The organism is Streptomyces roseoviridis (assembly GCF_039535235.1).
Lineage (GTDB): Bacteria > Actinomycetota > Actinomycetes > Streptomycetales > Streptomycetaceae > Streptomyces > Streptomyces roseoviridis.
The window spans coordinates 4,468,600-4,489,211 of the sequence record NZ_BAAAWU010000001.1; the positions used below are offsets into that span (position 1 = coordinate 4,468,600).

The 20,612-nt window shown below is 73.7% G+C and carries 20 protein-coding genes and 1 pseudogene; 12 read left to right on the forward strand and 9 right to left on the reverse strand.

Annotation, left to right across the window (positions count from 1 at the left end):
• Positions 1–131: 131 nt before the first annotated feature.
• Positions 132–2,342 carry an MMPL family transporter gene (locus ABD954_RS20320; protein WP_345487529.1) on the forward strand — a complete coding sequence of 737 codons (2,211 nt, stop codon included), beginning with the start codon at positions 132–134 and terminating at the stop codon, positions 2,340–2,342.
• Between the two features lie 227 nt (positions 2,343–2,569).
• Here the strand turns inward: ABD954_RS20320 and ABD954_RS20325 are convergent, their stop codons facing one another.
• Positions 2,570–2,932, reverse strand: coding sequence for an SsgA family sporulation/cell division regulator (locus ABD954_RS20325; protein ID WP_345487530.1), 363 nt, complete (start codon positions 2,930–2,932; stop codon positions 2,570–2,572).
• Positions 2,933–3,096: 164 nt separating this feature from the next.
• Here ABD954_RS20325 and ABD954_RS20330 point away from each other — a divergent pair, with 164 nt between their 5' ends.
• From ABD954_RS20330 to ABD954_RS20345, 4 genes are all read left to right on the forward strand, one after another.
• Positions 3,097–4,128: an energy-coupling factor ABC transporter permease gene (locus tag ABD954_RS20330; RefSeq protein ID WP_345487532.1), complete on the forward strand. Its 1,032-nt coding sequence runs from the start codon at positions 3,097–3,099 to the stop codon at positions 4,126–4,128.
• Between the two features lies 1 nt (position 4,129).
• The gene (gene cbiQ, locus ABD954_RS20335) at positions 4,130–4,891 is read left to right on the forward strand and encodes a cobalt ECF transporter T component CbiQ (RefSeq protein ID WP_345487534.1); all 762 of its coding nucleotides are present in this window, start codon (positions 4,130–4,132) and stop codon (positions 4,889–4,891) included.
• On the forward strand, positions 4,888–5,646 hold the full coding sequence (locus ABD954_RS20340; RefSeq protein WP_345487535.1) for an energy-coupling factor ABC transporter ATP-binding protein: 759 nt from the start codon (positions 4,888–4,890) through the stop codon (positions 5,644–5,646). The genes cbiQ and ABD954_RS20340 overlap by 4 nt, the downstream gene beginning before the upstream one ends.
• A gap of 93 nt (positions 5,647–5,739) precedes the next feature.
• Positions 5,740–6,918 carry a serine hydrolase domain-containing protein gene (locus ABD954_RS20345; protein ID WP_345492331.1) on the forward strand — a complete coding sequence of 393 codons (1,179 nt, stop codon included), beginning with the start codon at positions 5,740–5,742 and terminating at the stop codon, positions 6,916–6,918.
• 56 nt (positions 6,919–6,974) lie between these two features.
• Here the strand turns inward: ABD954_RS20345 and ABD954_RS20350 are convergent, their stop codons facing one another.
• Together ABD954_RS20350 and ABD954_RS20355 are read right to left on the reverse strand one after the other, a co-directional pair.
• The gene (locus tag ABD954_RS20350; protein ID WP_345487537.1) at positions 6,975–7,625 is read right to left on the reverse strand and encodes a YdcF family protein; all 651 of its coding nucleotides are present in this window, start codon (positions 7,623–7,625) and stop codon (positions 6,975–6,977) included.
• Positions 7,622–8,410: a GntR family transcriptional regulator gene (locus ABD954_RS20355; protein ID WP_345487539.1), complete on the reverse strand. Its 789-nt coding sequence runs from the start codon at positions 8,408–8,410 to the stop codon at positions 7,622–7,624. Before ABD954_RS20355 ends, ABD954_RS20350 begins: the two co-directional genes overlap by 4 nt.
• On the opposite strand from ABD954_RS20355, the gene ABD954_RS20360 reads away from it, so the two are divergent.
• The gene (locus ABD954_RS20360) at positions 8,404–8,826 is read left to right on the forward strand and encodes an ATP-binding protein (RefSeq protein ID WP_345487541.1); all 423 of its coding nucleotides are present in this window, start codon (positions 8,404–8,406) and stop codon (positions 8,824–8,826) included. The two genes, ABD954_RS20355 and ABD954_RS20360, sit on opposite strands and share 7 nt — an antisense overlap.
• Positions 8,827–8,875: 49 nt before the next feature.
• On the opposite strand, the gene ABD954_RS20365 is transcribed toward ABD954_RS20360, so the two are convergent.
• The 5 genes and pseudogenes from ABD954_RS20365 to ABD954_RS20385 form a co-directional block, all read right to left on the reverse strand.
• Positions 8,876–9,262 carry a hypothetical protein gene (locus tag ABD954_RS20365; protein WP_345487543.1) on the reverse strand — a complete coding sequence of 129 codons (387 nt, stop codon included), beginning with the start codon at positions 9,260–9,262 and terminating at the stop codon, positions 8,876–8,878.
• A gap of 71 nt (positions 9,263–9,333) precedes the next feature.
• Positions 9,334–9,483, reverse strand: a pseudogene (locus ABD954_RS20370) (EamA family transporter); the annotation flags it as partial.
• A gap of 27 nt (positions 9,484–9,510) precedes the next feature.
• Complete coding sequence (locus tag ABD954_RS20375) at positions 9,511–10,011, reverse strand: YbaK/EbsC family protein (RefSeq protein WP_345487545.1); 501 nt, start codon at positions 10,009–10,011, stop codon at positions 9,511–9,513.
• Between the two features lie 228 nt (positions 10,012–10,239).
• Positions 10,240–11,871 (reverse strand): penicillin-binding transpeptidase domain-containing protein, encoded by a 1,632-nt coding sequence (locus ABD954_RS20380; protein WP_345487547.1) that lies wholly within the window; start codon positions 11,869–11,871, stop codon positions 10,240–10,242.
• Positions 11,872–12,021: 150 nt separating this feature from the next.
• Positions 12,022–13,794, reverse strand: a complete 1,773-nt coding sequence (locus ABD954_RS20385; protein WP_345487549.1) for a dolichyl-phosphate-mannose--protein mannosyltransferase — start codon at positions 13,792–13,794, stop codon at positions 12,022–12,024.
• 61 nt (positions 13,795–13,855) lie between these two features.
• Between ABD954_RS20385 and rsmI the strand changes: the two genes are divergently transcribed.
• The 6 genes from rsmI to ABD954_RS20415 all read left to right on the forward strand — a co-directional run bounded on the left by rsmI (position 13,856) and on the right by ABD954_RS20415 (position 19,532).
• Positions 13,856–14,740 (forward strand): 16S rRNA (cytidine(1402)-2'-O)-methyltransferase, encoded by an 885-nt coding sequence (gene rsmI, locus ABD954_RS20390; protein ID WP_382745532.1) that lies wholly within the window; start codon positions 13,856–13,858, stop codon positions 14,738–14,740.
• 155 nt (positions 14,741–14,895) lie between these two features.
• The gene (locus ABD954_RS20395) at positions 14,896–15,375 is read left to right on the forward strand and encodes a hypothetical protein (protein WP_345487553.1); all 480 of its coding nucleotides are present in this window, start codon (positions 14,896–14,898) and stop codon (positions 15,373–15,375) included.
• 104 nt (positions 15,376–15,479) lie between these two features.
• Positions 15,480–16,349: a TatD family hydrolase gene (locus ABD954_RS20400; RefSeq protein ID WP_345487555.1), complete on the forward strand. Its 870-nt coding sequence runs from the start codon at positions 15,480–15,482 to the stop codon at positions 16,347–16,349.
• A 141-nt stretch (positions 16,350–16,490) separates the two neighbouring features.
• Positions 16,491–17,657, forward strand: a complete 1,167-nt coding sequence (locus ABD954_RS20405; protein ID WP_345487557.1) for a resuscitation-promoting factor — start codon at positions 16,491–16,493, stop codon at positions 17,655–17,657.
• A 28-nt stretch (positions 17,658–17,685) separates the two neighbouring features.
• Positions 17,686–18,639, forward strand: coding sequence for a 16S rRNA (adenine(1518)-N(6)/adenine(1519)-N(6))-dimethyltransferase RsmA (gene rsmA, locus ABD954_RS20410; RefSeq protein WP_345487559.1), 954 nt, complete (start codon positions 17,686–17,688; stop codon positions 18,637–18,639).
• Positions 18,636–19,532, forward strand: coding sequence for a 4-(cytidine 5'-diphospho)-2-C-methyl-D-erythritol kinase (locus ABD954_RS20415; protein ID WP_345487561.1), 897 nt, complete (start codon positions 18,636–18,638; stop codon positions 19,530–19,532). The genes rsmA and ABD954_RS20415 overlap by 4 nt, the downstream gene beginning before the upstream one ends.
• A gap of 38 nt (positions 19,533–19,570) precedes the next feature.
• Here the strand turns inward: ABD954_RS20415 and ABD954_RS20420 are convergent, their stop codons facing one another.
• Complete coding sequence (locus ABD954_RS20420) at positions 19,571–20,611, reverse strand: SMP-30/gluconolactonase/LRE family protein (protein WP_345487563.1); 1,041 nt, start codon at positions 20,609–20,611, stop codon at positions 19,571–19,573.
• Between the last annotated feature and the right edge of the window lies 1 nt (position 20,612).

Sequence of the window (20,612 nt, forward strand, 5' to 3'; positions counted from 1 at the left end):
CCGGCCAGTCCCCGCACCACCCGCACCACCCGCACCACCCGCACATCCCGCACCACCTGACGCTGCGCACCGCTCACGCCGTCGGGCCGGCTCCCCATGCCCTGTCCCACCAACACCGGGAGTACGCCCCCGTGGCCACGTTCCTCTACAAGCTGGGTCGCTCCGCCTTCCGGCGCCGACGGCTCGTCGCCCTCCTCTGGGTGGCGCTGCTCGCGCTCGCCGGCGTCGGCGCCGCGACCGCGCCCACCGCGACCTCCAGCTCCTTCTCCATACCCGGCACCGAGGCCCAGCGCGCCTTCGACCTGCTCGAAGAGCGCTTCCCCGGCGGAAGCGCCGACGGCGCCACCGCCCGGGTGGTCTTCAAGGCCCCGGCCGGCCAGAGCATGCAGGACCCCGCCAACAAGGCCAAGGTCGACAAGACCGTCGCCGCGCTGAAGACCGGCTCGGACCAGATCGCCCAGGTCACCGACCCGTACACCGCCAAGACCATCTCGCGCGACGGCTCCACCGCCTATGTCTCCGTCGCCTACAAGGTCAACGCGATGGAGCTGACCGAGGAGACCCGTCAGGCGCTGCGGGAGACCGGCGAGGCCGCGCAGGGCCAGGGGCTCACCGTCGAGATCGGCGGCGACGCGCTCCAGAGCATGCCGGAGACCGGCGCCGGAGAGATCATCGGCGTGATCGTCGCGGGCATCGTGCTCGTCATCACCTTCGGCTCGCTCGTCGCCGCCGGACTGCCGCTGCTCACCGCGATCATCGGCGTCGGCATCGGCGTCTCGACGATCACGGCGCTCGCCAGCGTCCTCGACCTCGGTTCCACCACCTCCACCCTCGCGATGATGATCGGCCTCGCGGTCGGCATCGACTACGCCCTCTTCATCGTCTCCCGCTACCGCGCGGAGCTCGCCGAGGGCCGAGAGAAGGAGGAGGCCGCCGGGCGCGCCGCCGGCACCGCCGGTTCCGCCGTCGTCTTCGCCGGTCTGACCGTGGTGATCGCCCTGGTGGGCCTGGCCGTCGTGAACATCCCGATGCTCACCAAGATGGGCTTCGCAGCGGCCGGCACGGTCGTGATCGCCGTCCTGATCGCCCTCACCCTCATACCCGCCCTGCTCGGCTTCGCCGGCGACAAGGTCGTCGGCCGCAAGCAGCGCAAGGCCGCCGAGGCCGCCGCCGACGCCACCGGCCCGGCCACCAACGGGGCCGCCGCCCCGGCCTCCACCGAGGCGAAGGCCAACGCCGGCACCCGATGGGCCCGCTTCGTGCTCCGCCGCCCGCTGATGGTGCTGCTCGTCGGCGTCCTCGGCCTCGGCGCGATCGCCGTGCCCGCCGCCTCCCTGGAGATGGGCCTGCCCGACGACGGCGTGAAGCCCGTCTCCGCCACCGAGCGCCGCGCCTACGACCTGCTCTCCGACGGCTTCGGCCCGGGCTTCAACGGCCCGCTGCTCGTGGTCGTCGACGGCGACAAGGCCGCCGCCGACAAGACCGTGACCGCGATCAAGGGCCTGGACGGCTGGGCGCACGTCACCCCGCCCACCCCGAACAAGGCCGGCGACACCGCGATGATCACGGTCGTCCCCGAGGACCGCCCGTCGTCCGTGCGGACCGAGGAGCTCGTCCACGACATCCGCGGTGCGACCGGCGACGACGTCCTGGTCACCGGCGCCACCGCGATGAACATCGACTTCTCGCAGAAGATGAACGACGCCCTGCTGCCCTACCTGGCGCTCGTCGTCGGACTGGCCTTCCTGCTCCTGATGGTGGTCTTCCGCTCGGTCCTGGTCCCGCTGAAGGCGGCCCTCGGCTTCCTGCTCTCGGTGGTCGCCGCCCTCGGCGCGGTCGTCGCGGTCTTCCAGTGGGGCTGGCTGGGCAGCCTGTTCGGGGTCGAGCAGACCGGCCCGATCATGTCGATGATGCCGATCTTCATGGTGGGCGTCGTCTTCGGCCTCGCGATGGACTACGAGGTCTTCCTCGTCACCCGGATGCGCGAGGCGTACGTCCACGGGGCGCGCCCCGGCGAGGCGATCGTCACCGGCTTCAAGCACGGCGCCCGGGTGGTCACCGCCGCCGCGGTGATCATGATCGCGGTCTTCGCGGGCTTCATCGGCTCCAGCGAGCAGATGGTGAAGATGATCGGCTTCGGCCTCGCGGTCGCCGTCCTCTTCGACGCCTTCGTGGTCCGCATGGCGATCGTCCCGGCGGTGCTCGCCCTCCTGGGGCACAGGGCCTGGTGGCTGCCGAAGTGGCTCGGCCGCGTGCTGCCCAACGTGGACGTCGAGGGCGAGGGCCTGACGGCCGCCGCCACCGCGGGGACGCCGGCCGAGAAGGAGCTGGTCAGGGCCTGAACGTACGGGCGGAGGACGGGAGCCGGTCCGGGGCGTTGCCCCTTGCGCCCGGGGCCGTGCCCCTGCGCTGATGGCCGTGCCCTGCGCCGGGGCCGTGCCCTGCGCCCGAGGCCGTACGACTCCGAACTCCGAAGCCCGTGGACTCCGGGGCCGCCGCGTGAGCGGGTGGCGGACCCGGGCCGCGCCGGAACCCGTGGGGACGGGGAGCCGACGCGGCGCGTACGCCGTCAGCGTGCCGACATCGGCGCGCCGACGGCGTACGTGTGCTTGAGGAAGCGCAGCAGCGCGGTCGTGTCGAACTGCACGACCGCGACCCCGTCGTCCGTGTGGAACTCCACGATCGTCTGGACCCGGCCGCACGGCCACACGCCGATGTCGCCGCGCCGGGCGGGGGCGCGCAGCCCGGTCTCCAGGAGGGCGCGGGGGAAGGACCACTCGATGTCCCCGGGGAAGACGAACCGTACGGTCGCGGGCTTGAAGTCGGGGTCGAAGCGGAGGGCCACCGGCACCGGCCGGGAGAGCGGCGCGTCGCTGATGATCCGGCCCTTGGCGTGGTCCTCGACTCCGTGGTCATCGGCGGCGCGGGGCATCGGTCGGCTCCTCACACTCGGCACTCACAGGCGTACACCTGTCAGACGTACCTATTAGTCCCTAATGTCCCACTCTTTCCGGGCGTGCGCCCGAGGGGCATCCTCTTCACCTGACCCCTGAGCGCTCTTGCAAACCGTTCGCAGGAGCGCTCTATCATGCGGACGTGCATGTACCTGACGGATTCATCAACGCCCCCGTATCGGCCGCCGCCGGTCTCGTCGCCGCCGGCGCCGTCGCCGTCAGCCTGCGCGGAGCCCGCAAGGAGCTCGACGAGCGGACCGCGCCGCTGGCCGGTCTCGTCGCCGCCTTCGTCTTCGCCGTACAGATGCTCAACTTCCCCGTCGCGGCCGGAACGAGCGGGCACCTTCTCGGCGGTGCGCTCGCGGCCATCCTCGTCGGGCCCTACACCGGCGTCCTGTGCATAGCGGTCGTCCTGCTCATGCAGGGCGTTCTCTTCGCCGACGGCGGCCTCACCGCCCTCGGCGTCAACATCACCGTCATGGGCGGCGTCACCGTCCTCGTCGCCTACGCCCTCTTCCGCGGCCTGGTCCTGCTGCTGCCCCGCACCCGCCGCTCGGTGACCGTCGCCTCCTTCGCCGCCGCGCTGGTGTCCGTACCGGCCGCGGCCGCCGCCTTCACCCTGATCTACGCGATCGGCGGCACCACCGACGTACCGCTCCCCAAGGTCCTGACCGCGATGGTCGGCGTGCACGTCCTCATCGGCATCGGCGAGGCCGTCATCACCATGCTCACCGTCGGCGCGGTCATCGCCGTCCGCCCCGACCTCGTGTACGGCGCCCGGGGCCTGAGCGCCCCGCTGAAGCTGCGCGTGGACGGCGAGCTCGTCGACGCGGCGCCCGCCGACCCCGGGCCGGCCCCCGCCCGCTCCCCTAAGAAGCTCTGGGCCGGCGGCGTCGTCACCGCCCTCGTCCTGGCCGGCTTGGTCTCCTTCTACGCCTCCGCGAACCCCGACGGCCTGGAGAAGGTCGCCGCCGACCAGGGCATCGACGCCGAGGTCCGCCCGCACGCCGCCGCCGACTCCCCGCTCGCCGACTACGGCGTGAAGGACGTCGACAACGCCCGGCTGTCCGGCGGCCTCGCCGGTGTCATCGGCGTCGGCGCGACCCTGGCCGTCGGCACCGGCGCCTTCTGGGCCGTGCGCCGCCGCAGGCAGCACACCGGGGCGCAGGTCTGACATGGGCGCGGGGCACGCGCACAAGCTGTACCGGCGAGGGGACTCGCCGGTCCACCGGCTGCCCCCGCACACCAAGCTCGCCGCCGTCTTCGCCTTCGTCGTCGTGGTCGTCGCCACGCCCCGCGAGGCGATGTGGGCCTTCGGCGTGTACGCGCTGCTGCTCGCCGCCGTCGCGGCCGTAGCCCGCGTTCCGGCCGGCTTCGTCCTGCGGCGGCTGCTGATCGAGATCCCGTTCGTCACCTTCGCGCTGCTCATGCCCTTCGTGGTGCCCGGGGAACAGACCACCGTCCTCGGCGTCGAGCTGAGCGTGCCCGGACTGTGGGGCGCCTGGAACGTCCTCGCCAAGGGCACCCTCGGCGTCGCCGCCTCCGTCCTGCTCGCCGCCACCACCGAGCTGCGCGCCCTGCTCCTCGGCCTCCAGCGCCTCGGGCTCCCGTCGCTGCTCGTCCAGATCGCCTCCTTCATGATCCGGTACGGCGACGTCATCACCGACGAGATGCGCCGCATGTCGATCGCCCGCCGCTCGCGCGGGTTCGAGGCCCGGGGCGTACGGCACTGGGGCGTCCTCGCCAAGACCGCCGGCGCCCTCTTCATCCGCTCGTACGAACGCGGGGAACGGGTGCACCTGGCCATGGTCAGCCGGGGCTACACCGGCTCGATGCCCGTCATCGACGAGGTCGCCGCGACCGCCGCCCAGTGGCGGCACGCGGCCGCGCTCCCGCTCGCCGCCCTGCTGATCTGCCTCCTCGGATGGACGCTATGACCCACCCCGGAACCCCGCCCCCTTCCCTCGACGTCCGGGGCCTCGCCTACGCCTACCCCGACGGCCACCAGGCCCTCTTCGGGGTGAACCTGACCGTCGGCCGCGGCGAGCGGGTCGCCCTGCTCGGCCCCAACGGCGCGGGCAAGACCACCCTCGTCCTCCACCTCAACGGCATCCTCACCGGCGGCGCGGGCTCCGTCACCGTCGCCGGGCTGCCCGTCGGCAAGCAGCACATGGCCGAGATCCGGCGCCGGGTCGGCATCGTGTTCCAGGACCCCGACGACCAGCTGTTCATGCCGACCGTCCGCGAGGACGTGGCCTTCGGGCCGGCGGCGGCCGGGGTGCGGGGCGCCGAGCTGGAGGCGGTCGTCCACAAGGCGCTGGCGCGGGTCGGGATGGCGGAGTTCGCCGACCGGCCCCCGCACCACCTCTCCTTCGGCCAGCGGCGCCGGGTGGCCGTGGCGACCGTCCTCGCCATGGAGCCGGAGATCCTCGTCCTCGACGAGCCGTCCTCCAACCTGGACCCGGCCTCGCGCCGCGAGCTCGCCGACGTCCTGCGCTCCCTGGACGTCACCGTCCTCATGGTCACCCACGACCTGCCGTACGCCCTGGAGCTCTGCCCGCGCTCGGTGATCCTCAGCGAGGGCGTGATCGCCGCGGACGGGCGGACCGCCGACATCCTGGGCGACGAGGAGCTCATGGCCCGGCACCGCCTGGAACTGCCGTACGGCTTCGTGCCCAGCTCGGTGGCCTGAGCGGCCCGCGCCCGGTCGGGGCCCCGGAATCGGCGCGGCTCGTCCCCCGTTGCACCATGGGGAGTCGGTCGTACGAGAGGAAGAGTGGACCAGGTGGACGTCCGGGGCACGGTGGCGGCGGGATTCGAGCCGGTCAGGGACGCGTTCCTGAACAACTTCGAGCAGCGGGGCGAGCGGGGCGCGGCGGTCGCGGTGTACCGGGACGGCACGAAGGTCGTCGACCTGTGGGCAGGGACGCGGGATGCCGACGGCGGAGAGGGGACCGGGGACGCGCCATGGGCCGTGGACACTGCCCAGGTCGTCCGCTCGGCCACCAAGGGCGTCGCCGCGGCCGTCCCGCTGCTCCTGCACCAGCGCGGTCAGCTCGACCTGGACGCGCCGGTCGCCACGTACTGGCCCGAGTTCAAGGCGGCCGGCAAGGACCGCGTGACCGTACGCCAGATGCTCGCCCACCGGGCGGGCGTGCCGGTCCTCGACCGCCCGCTGACCCTCGCCGAGGCGGTCGACCTGGAGACCGCCACCGCCGCGATCGCCGCCCAGGCCCCCGCCTGGGAGCCCGGCACCGCCCACGGCTACCACGCCCACACCTTCAGCTGGCTGCTGGCCGGCCTGGTCCACCGGGTCACCGGCCGCACCATAGGCCGCTGGGTCGCCGAGGAGATCGCCCGGCCGCTCGGCCTCGACCTGTGGATCGGACTGCCCGCCGAAGAGGCCCACCGGGCCGGCCGCCTCGGCCCGGTCGAGGAGCGCGAACCGGCCGACAGCCCGGCGCTGAAGCTCCGCCCCAAGCCCGCCGTCACCGCCGCCTACCAGGACCCGCAGTCGCTCACCCGCCGGGCCTTCGGGGTCATCGACCCCCGCCCCGACGAGAACGACCCGGTCTACCGCGCCGCCGAACTCCCCGGCTCGGCCGGCGTCGCCACCGCCCGCGCGCTGGCCCGCTTCTACGCGGCCACCCTGGGCCCGGTCGACGGCGGCCCCCGCCTCTTCGCCCCGGCGACCCTCACGCTGGCCCGCACCGAGGAGTCCGCGGGCCCCGACCGCGTCCTCGTCGTGGGCACCCGCTTCGGCCTCGGCCACATGCTCCACGGCCCGGCCTCCCCCCTCCTCGGCCCCTCCTCCTTCGGCCACCCCGGCCGCGGCGGCTCCCTCGGCCTCGCCGACCCGGACACGGGCATCGCCTTCGGTTACGTCACCAACGGCATGCGCAGGACCGTCACCGCCGACCCCCGCGCCCAGGCTCTGCTCAAGGCGGTCCGGGCGTCGCTGTGACGGCGTGACGGCCGCACCGGGCGGGACCCTTGTCGATACGAGGAGCCGAGCGGGGACTAGCCGGCGACCAAGCGGCTGGTGAAACCCTGGGCGCGCAGCCGCTCGTAGGCCGCGGCGACCGCCTCCGGGATCTCCGTCTCGATCATGAACCCCCGCGCGGGGTAGACCATCAGGCGCTGCACCGCCCCGACGAGCATGTCGAGGACCAGCCGGGTGTCGCCGATCGTCGTCACGTAGTCGTCGAGCGACATCGGCGAGGACGCGCTGACGATCTCCACGTCCGGCCAGAGCCTGCGGGCCGTCGCATACGCCCTGCGCTCCTCGTACGGCTTGCTGACGAGGAGCACGGAGGCCACGTCGACGCCGTGCCCGGCAAGCAACTCCCGGGAGAACCGGATGTTCTCGCCCGTGTTGCGAGCCCTCGGCTCGACGAGCACCGCCGACGACGGCACTCCCAGCTCCAGCGCCCGCTCCCGGTAGTGCTCCGCCTCTCCTCGGGGCATCCGCGCCGCCGTCGTGCGGCTGGTGGCGCCGGTGAAGACGATGAGGGGCACCAGGCCGCGCCGGTACAGCCCGACCGCCACATCGGCTACGCCCAGGTCGTGGCTGCCGAGCCCGACCGCCACCGAGCAAGGCCGCGGAACGTGTCCCATCCGCTGGAAGTCCCACAGCAATTGGGCATCGGCCCATGCCGACGCGGAGATCACGACGCCTCCCCGGTGGAGCTGTCGGGCACCGTGAAGTCGTAGCTCCAGGCGAACCGGGTGGCCGCGTGGACGCCGACGGCGAACTCGACGACCGTGCCGTCCGCCGTGTACGCGGTCCGGTGCAGCTCCATGACCCATTCCCCCGGTGCCAGTTGCAGCAGCGTGGCTTCGTCGGGTGTGGCCGGCCGGGCGCGCAGTTCCTCGCGCATACGGTCGATCTCGTGGCCCGCGTCGTACAGCACGCGGAACCCGCCGCCCGGGCCGGCGGGCCCGGGGCTCGGGTCGACGAGCCGCGTCCCTTCGACGTGTTCGGGGCGGTAGTAGCTGGTCAGCGTATGGGTTGGTCGGCCGTTCTCCCTGACCAGGCGGGCCCTCGCGTAGACCTCCGCGCCGTCGGGGAGGCCGTACGCGGCGGCGACGAGCGCGGGTGCCGTCACGCGGGCCACGGTCTGCGTCTGATCGCCCCGCTTGAACGTCCGGCCGGAAGCGACGCGGTCGGCGATGAAGGCGACCTCGTCCCCGTCCCGCCACTTCGCCTTGTCGTAGCGGGCGATGCCGAGCCGCTTGAGCGGCGCCTGCTCCCGTACGACCGTCCCGTGTCCTCGCGACGAGGTGACGAGCCCCTCAGCCTCCAGCGCCTTGTAGGCGGCGTGGACGGTGGACTTCGATCCTTCACCCGCCTGGACAAGGTCCCGGATGTGCGGAAGCCGCTGCCCGGCCGCGTACTCGCCGTTCCTGATGCGCTCGGCCAGTTTGTCGGCCAGTTCCCGCCACTTGGGTGCCACAGCAGCTCCTTTCGCCATCAGAAGTCAACCACAGTCCCAGGACTGTTGACAGTCCCGGGACTGTGGTCCAATCTCTCCCTGTCGAGCTCGCGGTCCTAGGGCAGCGACTCGAAACAGAGGACGTTGCCAACGCCGTCCGGCACGGTCGCGTCAGAGGGAGGGAGATCGAGACGCGCTTCCTGCGGTTGCCGGACGCGGTCCGGATCGAGGTGCACGACGCCTCGGAGAAGCGCCCGATGGTGGCGTTGCCGGACGACAGCGCTGAGGGAGGCTGGGGCTTACTACTGGTGGAGGTGCTGTCGGCGAAGTGGGGCGTCTCTGGCCGTCGGGGGGTGGGCAAAGTCGTGTGGGCGGAACTGCCGGCCCCCACGGAGGGCTCAAGCTGCCACACCGATGCGTCCGTTGGCGACGCGTGACCGGCGCGGCCACCCGGAGAGGGCCGACCGCTGGAGACCGTCGTCCGGCCTAGAGGCGGACGAACCCGGCGACGCGCGGCGAGAAGGTCAGTTCGCACTGCTCGCCGAGGGCCGCGCGGATGCCCTCGGTGACGTCGGCGTCCGGGTGGCCGAAGACCTCGAAGCGTTCCACCCGGCAGTGCTCCATGACCTCCTGGATGTACGGGTCCGACAGCCGCCAGTGAGTGCGGACCGCGTCGGAGTCGCGGTAGAGCTGGAAGCTGTGGGCGAGCATCCGGTCCTCGTCCACGAAGGTCTGCACCATCAGCTGGGGGCCGTGCCGCCGGGCGAAGGAGACGGCCCGTTCGATGGCGGACCGGAACTCGTCCAGGTGGCCCGCGGTGATGCGCATGGTGTTGCGGAAGAGCAGGATCGCGTCGTCGTCGTGAGGAATCATGGGCCCGAGCCTCGGCCCTCAAGCGCGCTTGAGGTCAACCCCCTTGGCGCCCGGCCCCACGCCGGTCGGCTCGCGTACAGCATCAGGCCGATGCCCAGCACCATCAGCCCCGCCGCCGTCACTCGCGGGGCGCCGAAGCGTTCCTTGCAGAAGAGCGCTCGGACGGCGGCGCCCACGATGACGGAGGACTCCCGCAGTGCCGCGACCGGGGCCAGCGGGGCGGGTCCGGGCCGCCGTGACCAGCGGCGTCACGCCGTCCGCTCGCGCACGTCCACCAGCGTGCCGCCCGCGTGGGCGACCAGCGACTTCGGGTCCAGGGCGAACACGGTGTGCGGGTTACCGGCCGCCGCCCACACCACCTCGTGGTCGAGCAGCCCGCGGTCGGCCAGCACCCGGGTCCGCGTGCGGTGCCCGAACGGCGGGACCCCGCCGATCGCGTACCCCGTGGTCTCCCGCACGGCCCTGGCGTCGGCGCGCGTGACCTCCCCCGCGCCCAGCTCCTCGCGCACCCGCTCCACGTCCACCCGTGAGGCACCGTCCATCAGGACCAGCACCGGCACCCCGTCCGCGGCGAAGACCAGCGACTTCACGATCTCCGACACCTCGCAGCCGATGGCCTCGGCGGCCTGCTGCGCGGTGCGGGTCTCGTCCGGGAAGCGGCGGAGCTCGACATCGAGCTCGAGCTCCTCCAGGGCGGCGGCGAACCGGGGGTGGGCGAGCGACAGTGCGGGCGAGTCAGACGTCGTCATGCCCCCGCACGCTAGCGGTACGTGCACGGGGCACGCGACGGGTTTCCAGGCAGCGGACCCCGCCGCACCGGTGGCCCGGGCGCGCTCCGGCCCCACGTGCCCCGCCCCGGCCTGCCGGGCCCTGCCGGTCCCGTGGCCGCCCCCGCCTGCCGTGCCCTGCCGCGCGCCCTGCCGGTCCCGTGCCCCGCGCCGGCCTGCCGCGCCCGGCCGGACCGTCACCCGTCCGGCCTATCCGGCCTTCAGCACCTGCGCCACCACCGGCCCCGCCGCGTCCCCGCCGTGGCCGCCGCCCTCCACGAAGGACGCGGCCGCGAGATCACCCGCGAAGCCGGTGAACCACGAGTCGGACACCTGCTGCCCGTCGACCTCCGCCGAGCCGGTCTTCGCGCCCTTGTCGCCGCCGACCGAGGCCATCGCGTCCGCCCCCGTGCCGCTGGTCGCCGTGCGCCGCATCATGTCGCGCAGGTGCCGGGCCACCGAGTCCGGCAGCCGGCGCTCGGCCCGCGCGAACTCGCGGTCGTCCAGGTCCTCGGCGACCAGGTACGGCTGCCGGAAGCGGCCGTCCTTCGCCGTCGCGGTGATCGAGGCGACGTTCAGCGGGTTCATCGTGACCGTGCCCTGGCCGATGTACTGCTCCGCCGCCGCGCCGCCCGTCGCCTCCGGGACGGAGCCGTCGACCGACGGGATGCCCGTCTGCCAGTCCAGGCCGATGCCGAAGACCTCCTTCGCCTCCCGGGCCAGGGCGGAGTCGTCGCCGACGTCGTCGATCTTCTTGATGAAGGCCGTGTTGCAGGACCGGGCGAAGCTCTCCGCGAAGGTCGCCCCGGTCAGCGAGAAGCGCTTCAGGTTCTCGATCGTCCGGCCGTGGTACATGGCCTCGGGCGGACACTCCGTCACCTGGTCCGCCCTCACGAGCCCCTTCTCCAGGAGCAGCGCGGCCGTCACGATCTTCAGCGTGGAGCCGGGCGCCTTCGCGCCGGAGAACGCCGTGTTGAAGCCGCCGGCCGGGCTGTTCGCCACCGCCCGCACCGCGCCCGTCGACGGCTGGATCGCCACCACCGACGCCTTCCCGTACCGGGCGACCGCCTTCTCGGCCGCCGCCTGCACGTCGGCGTCGATCGTCGTCCGCAGCTTCCCCGGCTCGCCCTTGTCGAGGGTGAGGAGCGTGGTGGCCGGGGCGCCCTCGACGCCCGGGTCGACGAAGACCTCGATGCCCGGCTTGCCGCCCGTGGTCGCCCCGTACCGCTCGCGCAGCTGCTCCAGGACCGGCCCGAGCGACGGGTACTTCTCCGCCGTCAGCACCCGGCCCTTGTGGTCGACGGCCTGGATCCCTCCCGTCCTCGCGCCGCCCGTGCGGATCGAGGCGCCCTTCGTGAGCCGGGGGTGCAGCACCGCCGGCTGCCAGTCGACCAGCGGCCGACCGGTGGTGAGCCCGCGCACCACGGTGAGCCGCGAGGCGTACGTCCAGGGCTTCGAGACGCCCTTGTACGTGACGGTCGCCTTCACGGTGAACGGCACCGTCGACCCGGTCGCCGGGCCCGGCGTGATCGTCGCGGCCGAGACCTTCGCCTCCTCGCCGAAGCCCGCCAGGGCCGGTCCGGCCTCCACCGGGTTGTTGGTGAGCTGGGCGGCGCGCTCGGGTTCCCCGCCGGCCCAGGCGGCGAGGAAGTCCCCGGCCGTCCCGGTCACCTCCTCCGAGGTGACCGGCCCCGTCCTCTTCGCCTCGACGCCGGACTGCGTGCCGGTGCCCCCGGTCCCTCCCGTGATCCCGTTCCAGAGGTTGTAGCCCCCGTAACCGACCCCGCTCGCCACGACGACGAAGACTCCTCCGACGATCGCGATCTTGGCCCCACTGCGCATGGCTGCGCCTCCCTCCCCCGGTGGCCCTCTCGGCAGCCTAGGCGGCAGGAGTGACGATCGGCGACGGTCGTTACCGGAAAGCGACCAACCCGTCTGTTTCCGGCTCGGCCCGGCGCCGGCGGCGCCCGGTGCCGCGCCCCGTCCGGCCCGCTACACCCACGTGTCGAGCCACATGCGGCTGCGCCACGCGTCCATGGGAATCGACTGCCCGGTGTAGATCGGCCAGAAATAGATGAAATTCCAGACGATGAGGAGGACGAGCACGCCCGCGCCCACCGCTCCGAAAGTCCGACGCCTTTCCGAGGACCCCGGCGGCCCCGCCATCGCCCCGATCATCATCGCCACCGCGAGGCACAGGAACGGCACGAACACCACGGCGTAGAAAAGGAAGATGGTGCGTTCCTGGTAGAGGAACCACGGCACCCAGCCGGCCGCGATGCCGCAGGCGATCGCGCCCGCGCGCCAGTCGCGGCGGAAGGCCCAGCGCCACAGGACGTACAGGATCGCGAAGCACGCCGCCCACCACAGCAGCGGGGTGCCGAGGGCCAGGACCTCCTGGGCGCACTTCTCCTTGGCGTCGGCGGGGCAGCCGCGCTCGCCCGGGGACGGCGACTCGTAGAAATAGGAGACCGGGCGGCCGAGGACGATCCAGCTCCACGGGTTGGACTCGTAGGTGTGCGGCGAGTTCAGACCCACGTGGAACGTGTAGACCTCGGTCTCGTAGTGCCACAGGCTGCGCAGCCAGTCCGGCAGCCAGCTCCACGCCCCGCCGCCGTTCAGCCTGTCCTGCTCCGCCGCCCAGTTGCGGAAGTAGCCCTTGCCCGTGACGATCCAGCCCGTCCAGGAGGCCAGGTACGTCACGATCGCCACCGGCACCACCGACAGGAAGGCCGGGACCAGGTCGCGCCGGGCGACCGCCGCGACCGGCCGGACGGCACCGGCCGTACGGCGCGCGCCGAGGTCCCACAGGACGGTCATCAGACCGAACGCGGCCATGATGTAGAGGCCGTTCCACTTGGTGCCGGCCGCCAGGCCCAGCATCACGCCCGCGGCGATCCGCCACGGCCGCGCGCCGAGCCGGAGGCTCTCCGCGACCGACGCGTCCGGCCGCAGCACCCCCTCGACGTCCACCGGCAGCGCCGCCGCGAGCCGCCGCCGCGCCCGGTCCCGGTCGACGACCAGACAGCCGAAGGCCGCCAGCACGAAGAACATCAGCACCTGGTCGAGCAGCGCGGTGCGGCTCATCACGAAGTGCAGACCGTCCACGGCGAGCAGCGCGCCCGCCAGACAGCCCAGGAACGTGGAGCGGAAGAGCCGCCGCCCGATCCGGCACAGCATCAGCACCGACAGGGTGCCGAGCAGCGCGACCATGAAGCGCCAGCCGAGCGGTTCGAAGCCGATCAGCTTCTCGCCGAGGCCGATCACCCACTTGCCGACCGGCGGATGGACCACGTAGCCCGGGTCGGTCGGCACCGCCACCGAGCCCGGGTCGACCAGGATCGTCTTGTCGACGTCCTTGGGCCAGGCGCCCTCGTAGCCCTGGTTGACCAGCGCCCAGGCGTCCTTCGCGTAGTACGTCTCGTCGAATATCACCGCGTGCGGCTGGTCCAGCTTCCAGAACCGCAGCACGCCCGCGACCAGGGCGACGAGCAGCGGCCCGCCCCAGGCGGCGTACCGCCACACCCGCTCGGCGGCCTGGGGCCCGATCCCCAGCAGCGACCACATCCGCGGCGAGGGACGGGTGTACGGCGGGACGAGCCGCTCCCGCAGGCCGATGGACAAGGAGCCCTGGCCGGCCGGCCGGTAGCCGTGGCGCCCGAGCCGCCGCTGCCAGGCGGAGGGCTCTGCCCCGGTCGGAGCCATGGGGTCCTGGGGGTCCATGGGGTGCTGACCCTCCAGGGCCTCGGGTGCGGTACTGGTCACCGCGCCATCGTAGGGAACGCGCCTGTGCGCGTCGCCTGTCCGGGCTGGGAGGATGGTCCGTGTGACAGGAACGCTGGTACTCGCAGGGACCCCCATCGGTGACATCGCGGACGCACCGCCACGGCTCGCCACCGAACTGGAGAACGCGGACATCGTGGCCGCCGAGGACACCCGCAGGCTGCGCGGGCTGACCCGCGCGCTCGGGGTGCACACCAAGGGCCGGGTGGTGTCCTACTTCGAGGGCAACGAGTCCGCCCGTACGCCGGAGCTGGTCGAGGCGCTCGCGGGCGGGGCGCGGGTGCTGCTCGTCACCGACGCCGGCATGCCGTCCGTCTCCGACCCCGGCTACCGCCTGGTCGCCGCCGCCGTCGAGCAGGACATCAAGGTCACCGTGGTGCCCGGCCCGTCGGCCGTGCTCACCGCGCTCGCCCTGTCCGGGCTGCCCGTGGACCGTTTCTGCTTCGAGGGCTTCCTGCCGCGGAAGGCGGGCGAGCGGCTGGGGCGGCTGCGCGAGGTCGCGGCGGAGCGCCGGACCCTCGTCTACTTCGAGGCGCCGCACCGGCTCGACGACACGCTCGCCGCGATGGCCGAGGTCTTCGGCGACGGGCGCCGGGCGGCCGTCTGCCGCGAGCTGACCAAGACGTACGAGGAGGTCAGGCGCGGCCCGCTCGGCGAGCTCGTCGAGTGGGCGAAGGAGGGGGTGCGGGGCGAGATCACGGTGGTCGTCGAGGGCGCCCCGGAGACCGGGCCCGCCGAGCTCGACGCCGAGGAGCTGGTGCGCCGGGTGCGGGTGCGCGAGGAGGCGGGGGAGCGGCGCAAGGAGGCCATCGCCGCCGTCGCCGCCGAGGCCGGGCTTCCCAAGCGGGAGGTGTTCGATGCCGTCGTGGCGGCCAAGAACGCGTCCGCGTCCGGTACAGGAAAGGCCGCGGAAACGGTAAAGGATTAATCTGAAAGGCAAAGCGGAACCCGGCGGCGGGACCGCCCGAAGGCCCTTTCGGCAAGGAAGCGCCAAAGACCCTCCATGCTCCGTCCATGGTTCTTCCGGCGCTGATGCGCTCCGGCCCGAAAAGGCGTCCACTGGTTCAGTGGAGAGGAGCTGGAATGAGTGAGATCACCGGCACCGGAACGCCCGTCGCCCACGAGGCGTACGCCTTCGCCTGCATGCGCTGCGGCTACGGCTGGGAGCAGGCGTACGACATCGAACACCACGTGGACGCGCGCGGGCACGAGTACGTCGTCTACAAGGCCGACGGAGCGCGGGTGCCGTCCCCGCTGTCCCGGCCGACGTGCATGAACTGCGGCAGCCATGTCGTCCGGATCATGCGCGCGGGCCAGGTGTCCTCGGTGCTCGACCTGATGGCGGCGACCGAGCGGCACGGCCACGGGGCCAGGGCGACGCGGCCGGTGTCCCCGGCGGGGCCCATCGGCCAGGAACTCACGCAGGACGTCCCCGCCGCTGCCGCCGACAGCGCCGGTGCGGCCGGTCCCGCGGGCGCGACCCTCGCCGACGACGAAAGGCCGCCGGTGCCCCACCACTGGCACCTCTCCGACCTGCTGCACCCCTTCCGCTCCCGGCGGTGAGCGCGCGGCGGCGGAAGCACACGGGCGGGGGACGAGGGCGCACGACGGAGGCCGCCTCGACGGCGCTTCGCGGGTGACCTCACGGTCCTCGTACGATCGGGGCCATGAGTGCCAAGGACGCCCCGCCTCCGCTGCCCGAGCCCCTGCTGGTCCCGGTCGCGGACTCGCACACCCACCTCGACATGCAGTCCGGCACCGTCGAGGAGGCCCTCACCAAGGCCGCCGCCGTCGGTGTGACGACCCTCGTGCAGGTCGGCTGCGACATCAAGGGCTCGCAGTGGGCGGCGGAGACCGCCGCGGCGCACGACAACGTGCACGCGGCCGTCGCCCTGCACCCCAACGAGGCCCCGCGGATCGTCCTCGGGGATCCGGACGGGTGGTCCCGTCAGGGCGCCCGCGAGGCGGGCGGCGACGCGGCGCTCGACGACGCCCTCGCCGAGATCGACCGGCTCGCCGCCCTGCCCCACGTGCGGGGCGTCGGCGAGACCGGCCTCGACCACTTCCGTACGGGCCCCGAGGGCATGGCGGCGCAGGAGCGTTCCTTCCGCGCCCACATCGAGATCGCCAAGCGTCACGGCAAGGCCCTGGTCATCCACGACCGCGAGGCCCACGCGGACGTGCTGCGCGTCCTCGACGAGGAAGGCGCACCCGAACGGACGATCTTCCACTGCTACTCCGGCGACGCCGAGATGGCCGAGATCTGCGCGGCCAAGGGCTACTACATGTCCTTCGCCGGCAACGTCACCTTCAAGAACGCCCAGCCGCTGCGCGACGCCCTCGCCGTCGCCCCGCTGGAGCTCGTCCTCGTCGAGACCGACGCCCCCTTCCTGACCCCCGCGCCCTACCGGGGCCGCCCGGGCGCCCCGTACCTGATCCCGGTCACCGTCCGGGCCATGGCCGCGGTCCGCGGGATCACGGAGGAGGAGCTGGCCGGGGCGATCGCCGTCAACACGGCCCGCGCCTTCGACTACTGAGCCCCCGACCCGACCCGACCCGACCTGGCCCGACCCGGCCCGGCCCGCCGCCGGCCGGCTGATCACCGATCCATAACGGTTACGCGCCGTGGTCGGGTCGGCGTGGAGAGTGACCGGGACTCCCGCTAGGGTCCCGGCCTCGTGAGCACCCCCCACGCCGGTCATCGCGCCGGCGCCCGACGGGCCGCCCGGCGGCGCAAGGCGAAAGCGCCCGCCGGGGAGGGCCTGCGACGGATCCTGCCGCAGGCCCTCGTCGTCGCCTTCCTCGCCGGCGGCACCACCGCCTTCGTCGCCGACGACAAGGCCGTCCGGCTGTCCGTCGACGGCGTCCCGCGCACCCTGCACACCTTCGCCGACGACGTGGACGAGCTCCTCGCCGACGAGGGCCTGGCGGTCGGCGCGCACGACATCGTCGCCCCCGGCCCCGGCGCCGCCCTCGCCAGCGGCGACGAGGTGGTCGTCCGCTACGGCCGGCCCGTCGCCCTCACCCTCGACGGCCGGCGCCGCCAGGTGTGGACCACCGCCCGCACCGTCGGCGGCGCCCTGCGCCAGCTCGGGGTCCGCGCCGAGGGCGCCTACCTGTCCGTCTCCCGCTCCGCGCCCATCTCCCGCCGCGGCCTCGCCCTCGACGTCCGCACCGAGCGGGCCGTCACCTTCCTGGCCGACGGCCGCGAGCGGACCGTCCGCACCAACGCGGCCACCGTCCGCGAGGCCGTCGAGGAGGCCGGGATCACCCTGGGCGACCAGGACACCACCTCCGTGCCGCTCGGCTCCTTCCCGCGCGACGGCCAGACCATCACGGTGCTGCGGATCACCGGCAGCCGCGAGGTCCGCGAGGAGCCCGTCCCCTTCCCCGTCGAGCGGACCCGCGACCCGGAGCTGTTCGCCGGAACCGAGGTCGTCGACCGGCAGGGCGTGCCGGGTGTCCGCCGGGTCACCTACACCCTGCGGACCGTCAACGGCGTCCGGCAGAGGCCGCGCCGGACCGCCGAGGAGACGGTGCGCGAGCCGGTCGCCCAGAAGGTCCGCGTCGGCACCCGCCCGCTGCCCTCCTCCGTCGCCGGGGCCGACGGCCTGAACTGGGGCGCCCTGGCCGCCTGCGAGTCCGGCGGCCGCCCGAACGCCGTCGACCCCTCCGGCACCTACGGTGGGCTCTACCAGTTCGACCCCGGCACCTGGCGCTCCCTCGGCGGCAGCGGCGTCCCCCAGAACGCGCCGGCCGCGGAGCAGACGTACCGGGCGAAGAAGCTCTACGTGCAGCGCGGCGCGAGCCCCTGGCCGCACTGCGGCCGCCGGCTGTACGGGTGAGGCGCGCGACGCCCCGTAGGCTGTACCGGTGAGCACCACCACCGGCCCCGACAGCCCCGACGCCCTCCTCGGCCCCGCCGACATCCGTGAGCTGGCCGCCGCCCTCGGCGTCCGTCCCACGAAGCAGAAGGGCCAGAACTTCGTCATCGACGCCAACACCGTGCGGCGGATCGTCCGCACGGCCGAGGTGCGGCCCGACGACGTGGTCGTGGAGGTGGGCCCCGGCCTCGGCTCCCTGACCCTCGCGCTGCTCGAGGCCGCGGACCGGGTCACGGCCGTCGAGATCGACGACGTCCTCGCGGCCGCGCTGCCCGCCACCATCGCCGCGCGCATGCCGGAGAAGAAGGACCGCTTCGCGCTGGTCCACTCCGACGCCATGCACGTCCAGGAGCTCCCGGGCCCTGCGCCCACGGCCCTGGTGGCGAACCTGCCGTACAACGTCGCCGTCCCCGTGCTGCTGCACATGCTGGAGCGCTTCCCAAGCATCGAGCGCACCCTCGTCATGGTGCAGGCCGAGGTCGCCGACCGGCTCGCCGCCCGGCCGGGCAACAAGGTGTACGGCGTGCCGTCGGTGAAGGCCAACTGGTACGCGGAGGTCAAGCGGGCCGGTGCCATCGGCCGCAACGTCTTCTGGCCCGCGCCCAACGTCGACTCCGGTCTCGTCTCCCTGGTGCGGCGCACCGAGCCGATCGCCACGACCGCCTCCCGGCAGGAGGTCTTCGCGGTCGTCGACGCGGCCTTCGCGCAGCGGCGAAAGACCCTGCGCGCGGCCCTCGCGGGCTGGGCGGGCTCGCCCGCCGCGGCCGAGACGGCCCTGGTCGCGGCCGGGGTCTCGCCGCAGGCGCGCGGCGAGTCGCTCACGGTCGAGGAGTTCGCCCGCATCGCGGAGAACAAGCCGGACAACAAGCCGGACAACAAGCCGGAGAACAAGCCCGACAGCGAGCCGGCGGACGGGACGGAGCAGAAGGAGGCGGACGCGTGAGCGTCACCGTACGGGTCCCCGCCAAGGTCAACGTGCAGCTCGCGGTCGGCGCCGCCCGCCCCGACGGCTTCCACGACCTGGCCAACGTCTTCCTCGCCGTCTCCCTGTACGACGAGGTCACCGCCACCCCCGCCGAGACCCTGACGGTCACCTGCGAGGGCCCCGACGCCGACAAGGTGCCGCTCGACCGGACCAACCTGGCCGCGCGGGCCGCCGAACTGCTCGCCGCCCGCCACGGCATCGCCCCCGGCGTCCACCTCCACATCGCCAAGGACATCCCCGTCGCCGGCGGCATGGCCGGCGGCAGCGCCGACGGTGCCGGCGCCCTGCTCGCCTGCGACGCGCTGTGGGGCCTGAACTCCTCGCGCGCCGACCTCCTGGAGATCTGCGCCGAGCTGGGCTCCGACGTGCCGTTCAGCCTGGTCGGCGGCGCCGCCCTCGGCGTCGGGCGCGGCGAGAGGCTCACCGCACTGCCGGTCGGCGGCACCTTCCACTGGGTGTTCGCGGTCGCCGACGGCGGGCTTTCCACCCCCGCCGTGTACGGCGAGTTCGACCGCCTCACCGAGGGCGTGGAGGTGCCCGAGCCGGCCGCCTCCCCGGTGCTGCTCGACGCCCTGCGCACCGGCGACGCCACCGCGCTCGCGGGCGCCCTCGCCAACGACCTCCAGCCCGCCGCCGTGTCCCTGCGCCCGTCCCTCGCCGCGACCCTGTCGGCCGGCACGGAGGCGGGCGCGCTGGCCGCGCTGGTCTCCGGTTCGGGTCCGACGACCGCGTTCCTGGTGAAGGACGCGGAGGCCGCCGAGGCGGTCGCCGCGGCCCTCGTCGCCTCCGGCACCTGCCGGACGGCCCGGGTGGCGACCTCCCCGGCGGCCGGGGCCACCGTGCTCGGCTAGGACGTGTCCGGCCGCCGGTCCCTCAGCGGTCGCGCGGCCTACTTCCTCTTCAGCTTCGCCACGAGCAGGTTGGGGTCCGGGGTGGGGTTCGCCGGGTCGAGGAAGGCCCCGCTGGTCACGTGGACGGTCTTGCCGCCCACCGCCACGGAGGTCGGGTTGTCGAGCCCGTCGGCCGCGGTGAGGACGGTCCGGTGGGTGCCGTCGGGCCGTACGAGCTCCACCCTGTTGCTCTCGATCAGCGCGGCGAGGACCGTGTCGCCGTGACCGGTGAAGTCGAAGTCGTCGATGAAGTCGAGCCCGGTGGCCCGGATCTCGACCGGTCCGGCCGACTCGTCCGGCTTCACGGGGATGCGCAGCAGGGTGCCCCGCGCGGTGTTGGACACCCAGACGGCGCCGTCGTGGACCTTGAGGCCGTTGGCCCCGAAGGGGAGCGCGGGGGTCGCTTCGAGCGCGGGACCGGCGGCCCAGACGGTGGGGGTGCCGCCGGTCACCGGCAGGCTCCACACCCGGCCGAGGGCCGAGTCGGCGGTGTAGAGGGTGCCGCACTCCTCGTCGAAGGCGAGGCCGTTGGGCATGGCGCCCGCGGGGAAGAACCCGATCTGCTCCGGTGCGCCGCCGCCGGGCCCGATCCGCCAGATGCCCGTCTCCTCCCTGCCGGTGGCGTAGGTGACGTACAGCGTGCCGTCGAGGGCCCGGGCGATGCCCAGGACGACGGCGGCGCCGATGCCCGGTGTCTGCGGGTCCGCCACGTCGGGCAGCTCCGCCAGGAGCGTCACCTCGCCGTGCTTGTCGACGCGGACGACCTGCCGGGCGAAGGCCCAGGTGAGGTTGGCGGAGCCGTCCGGTTCGAGCGCGATGTTCTCCGGGGTCTGGCCCTGCGCCAGGTCGAAGTGGGCCACGATGCGCGGGTCGGTCACCGTGGGGTCGCCCGCGGACGCCGGCCCGGCGGCGAGCAGCGCGAGGGCGGTGGCGGCGGCGACGGCGGTCGCCAGGCGCGCGGGACGCGGGCGGCGGGGCACGGGTCCGGTGGCCCGGGGACGGGTGGACATGGGTCCGGTGGCCGTGGGTGCGGTGGTCATG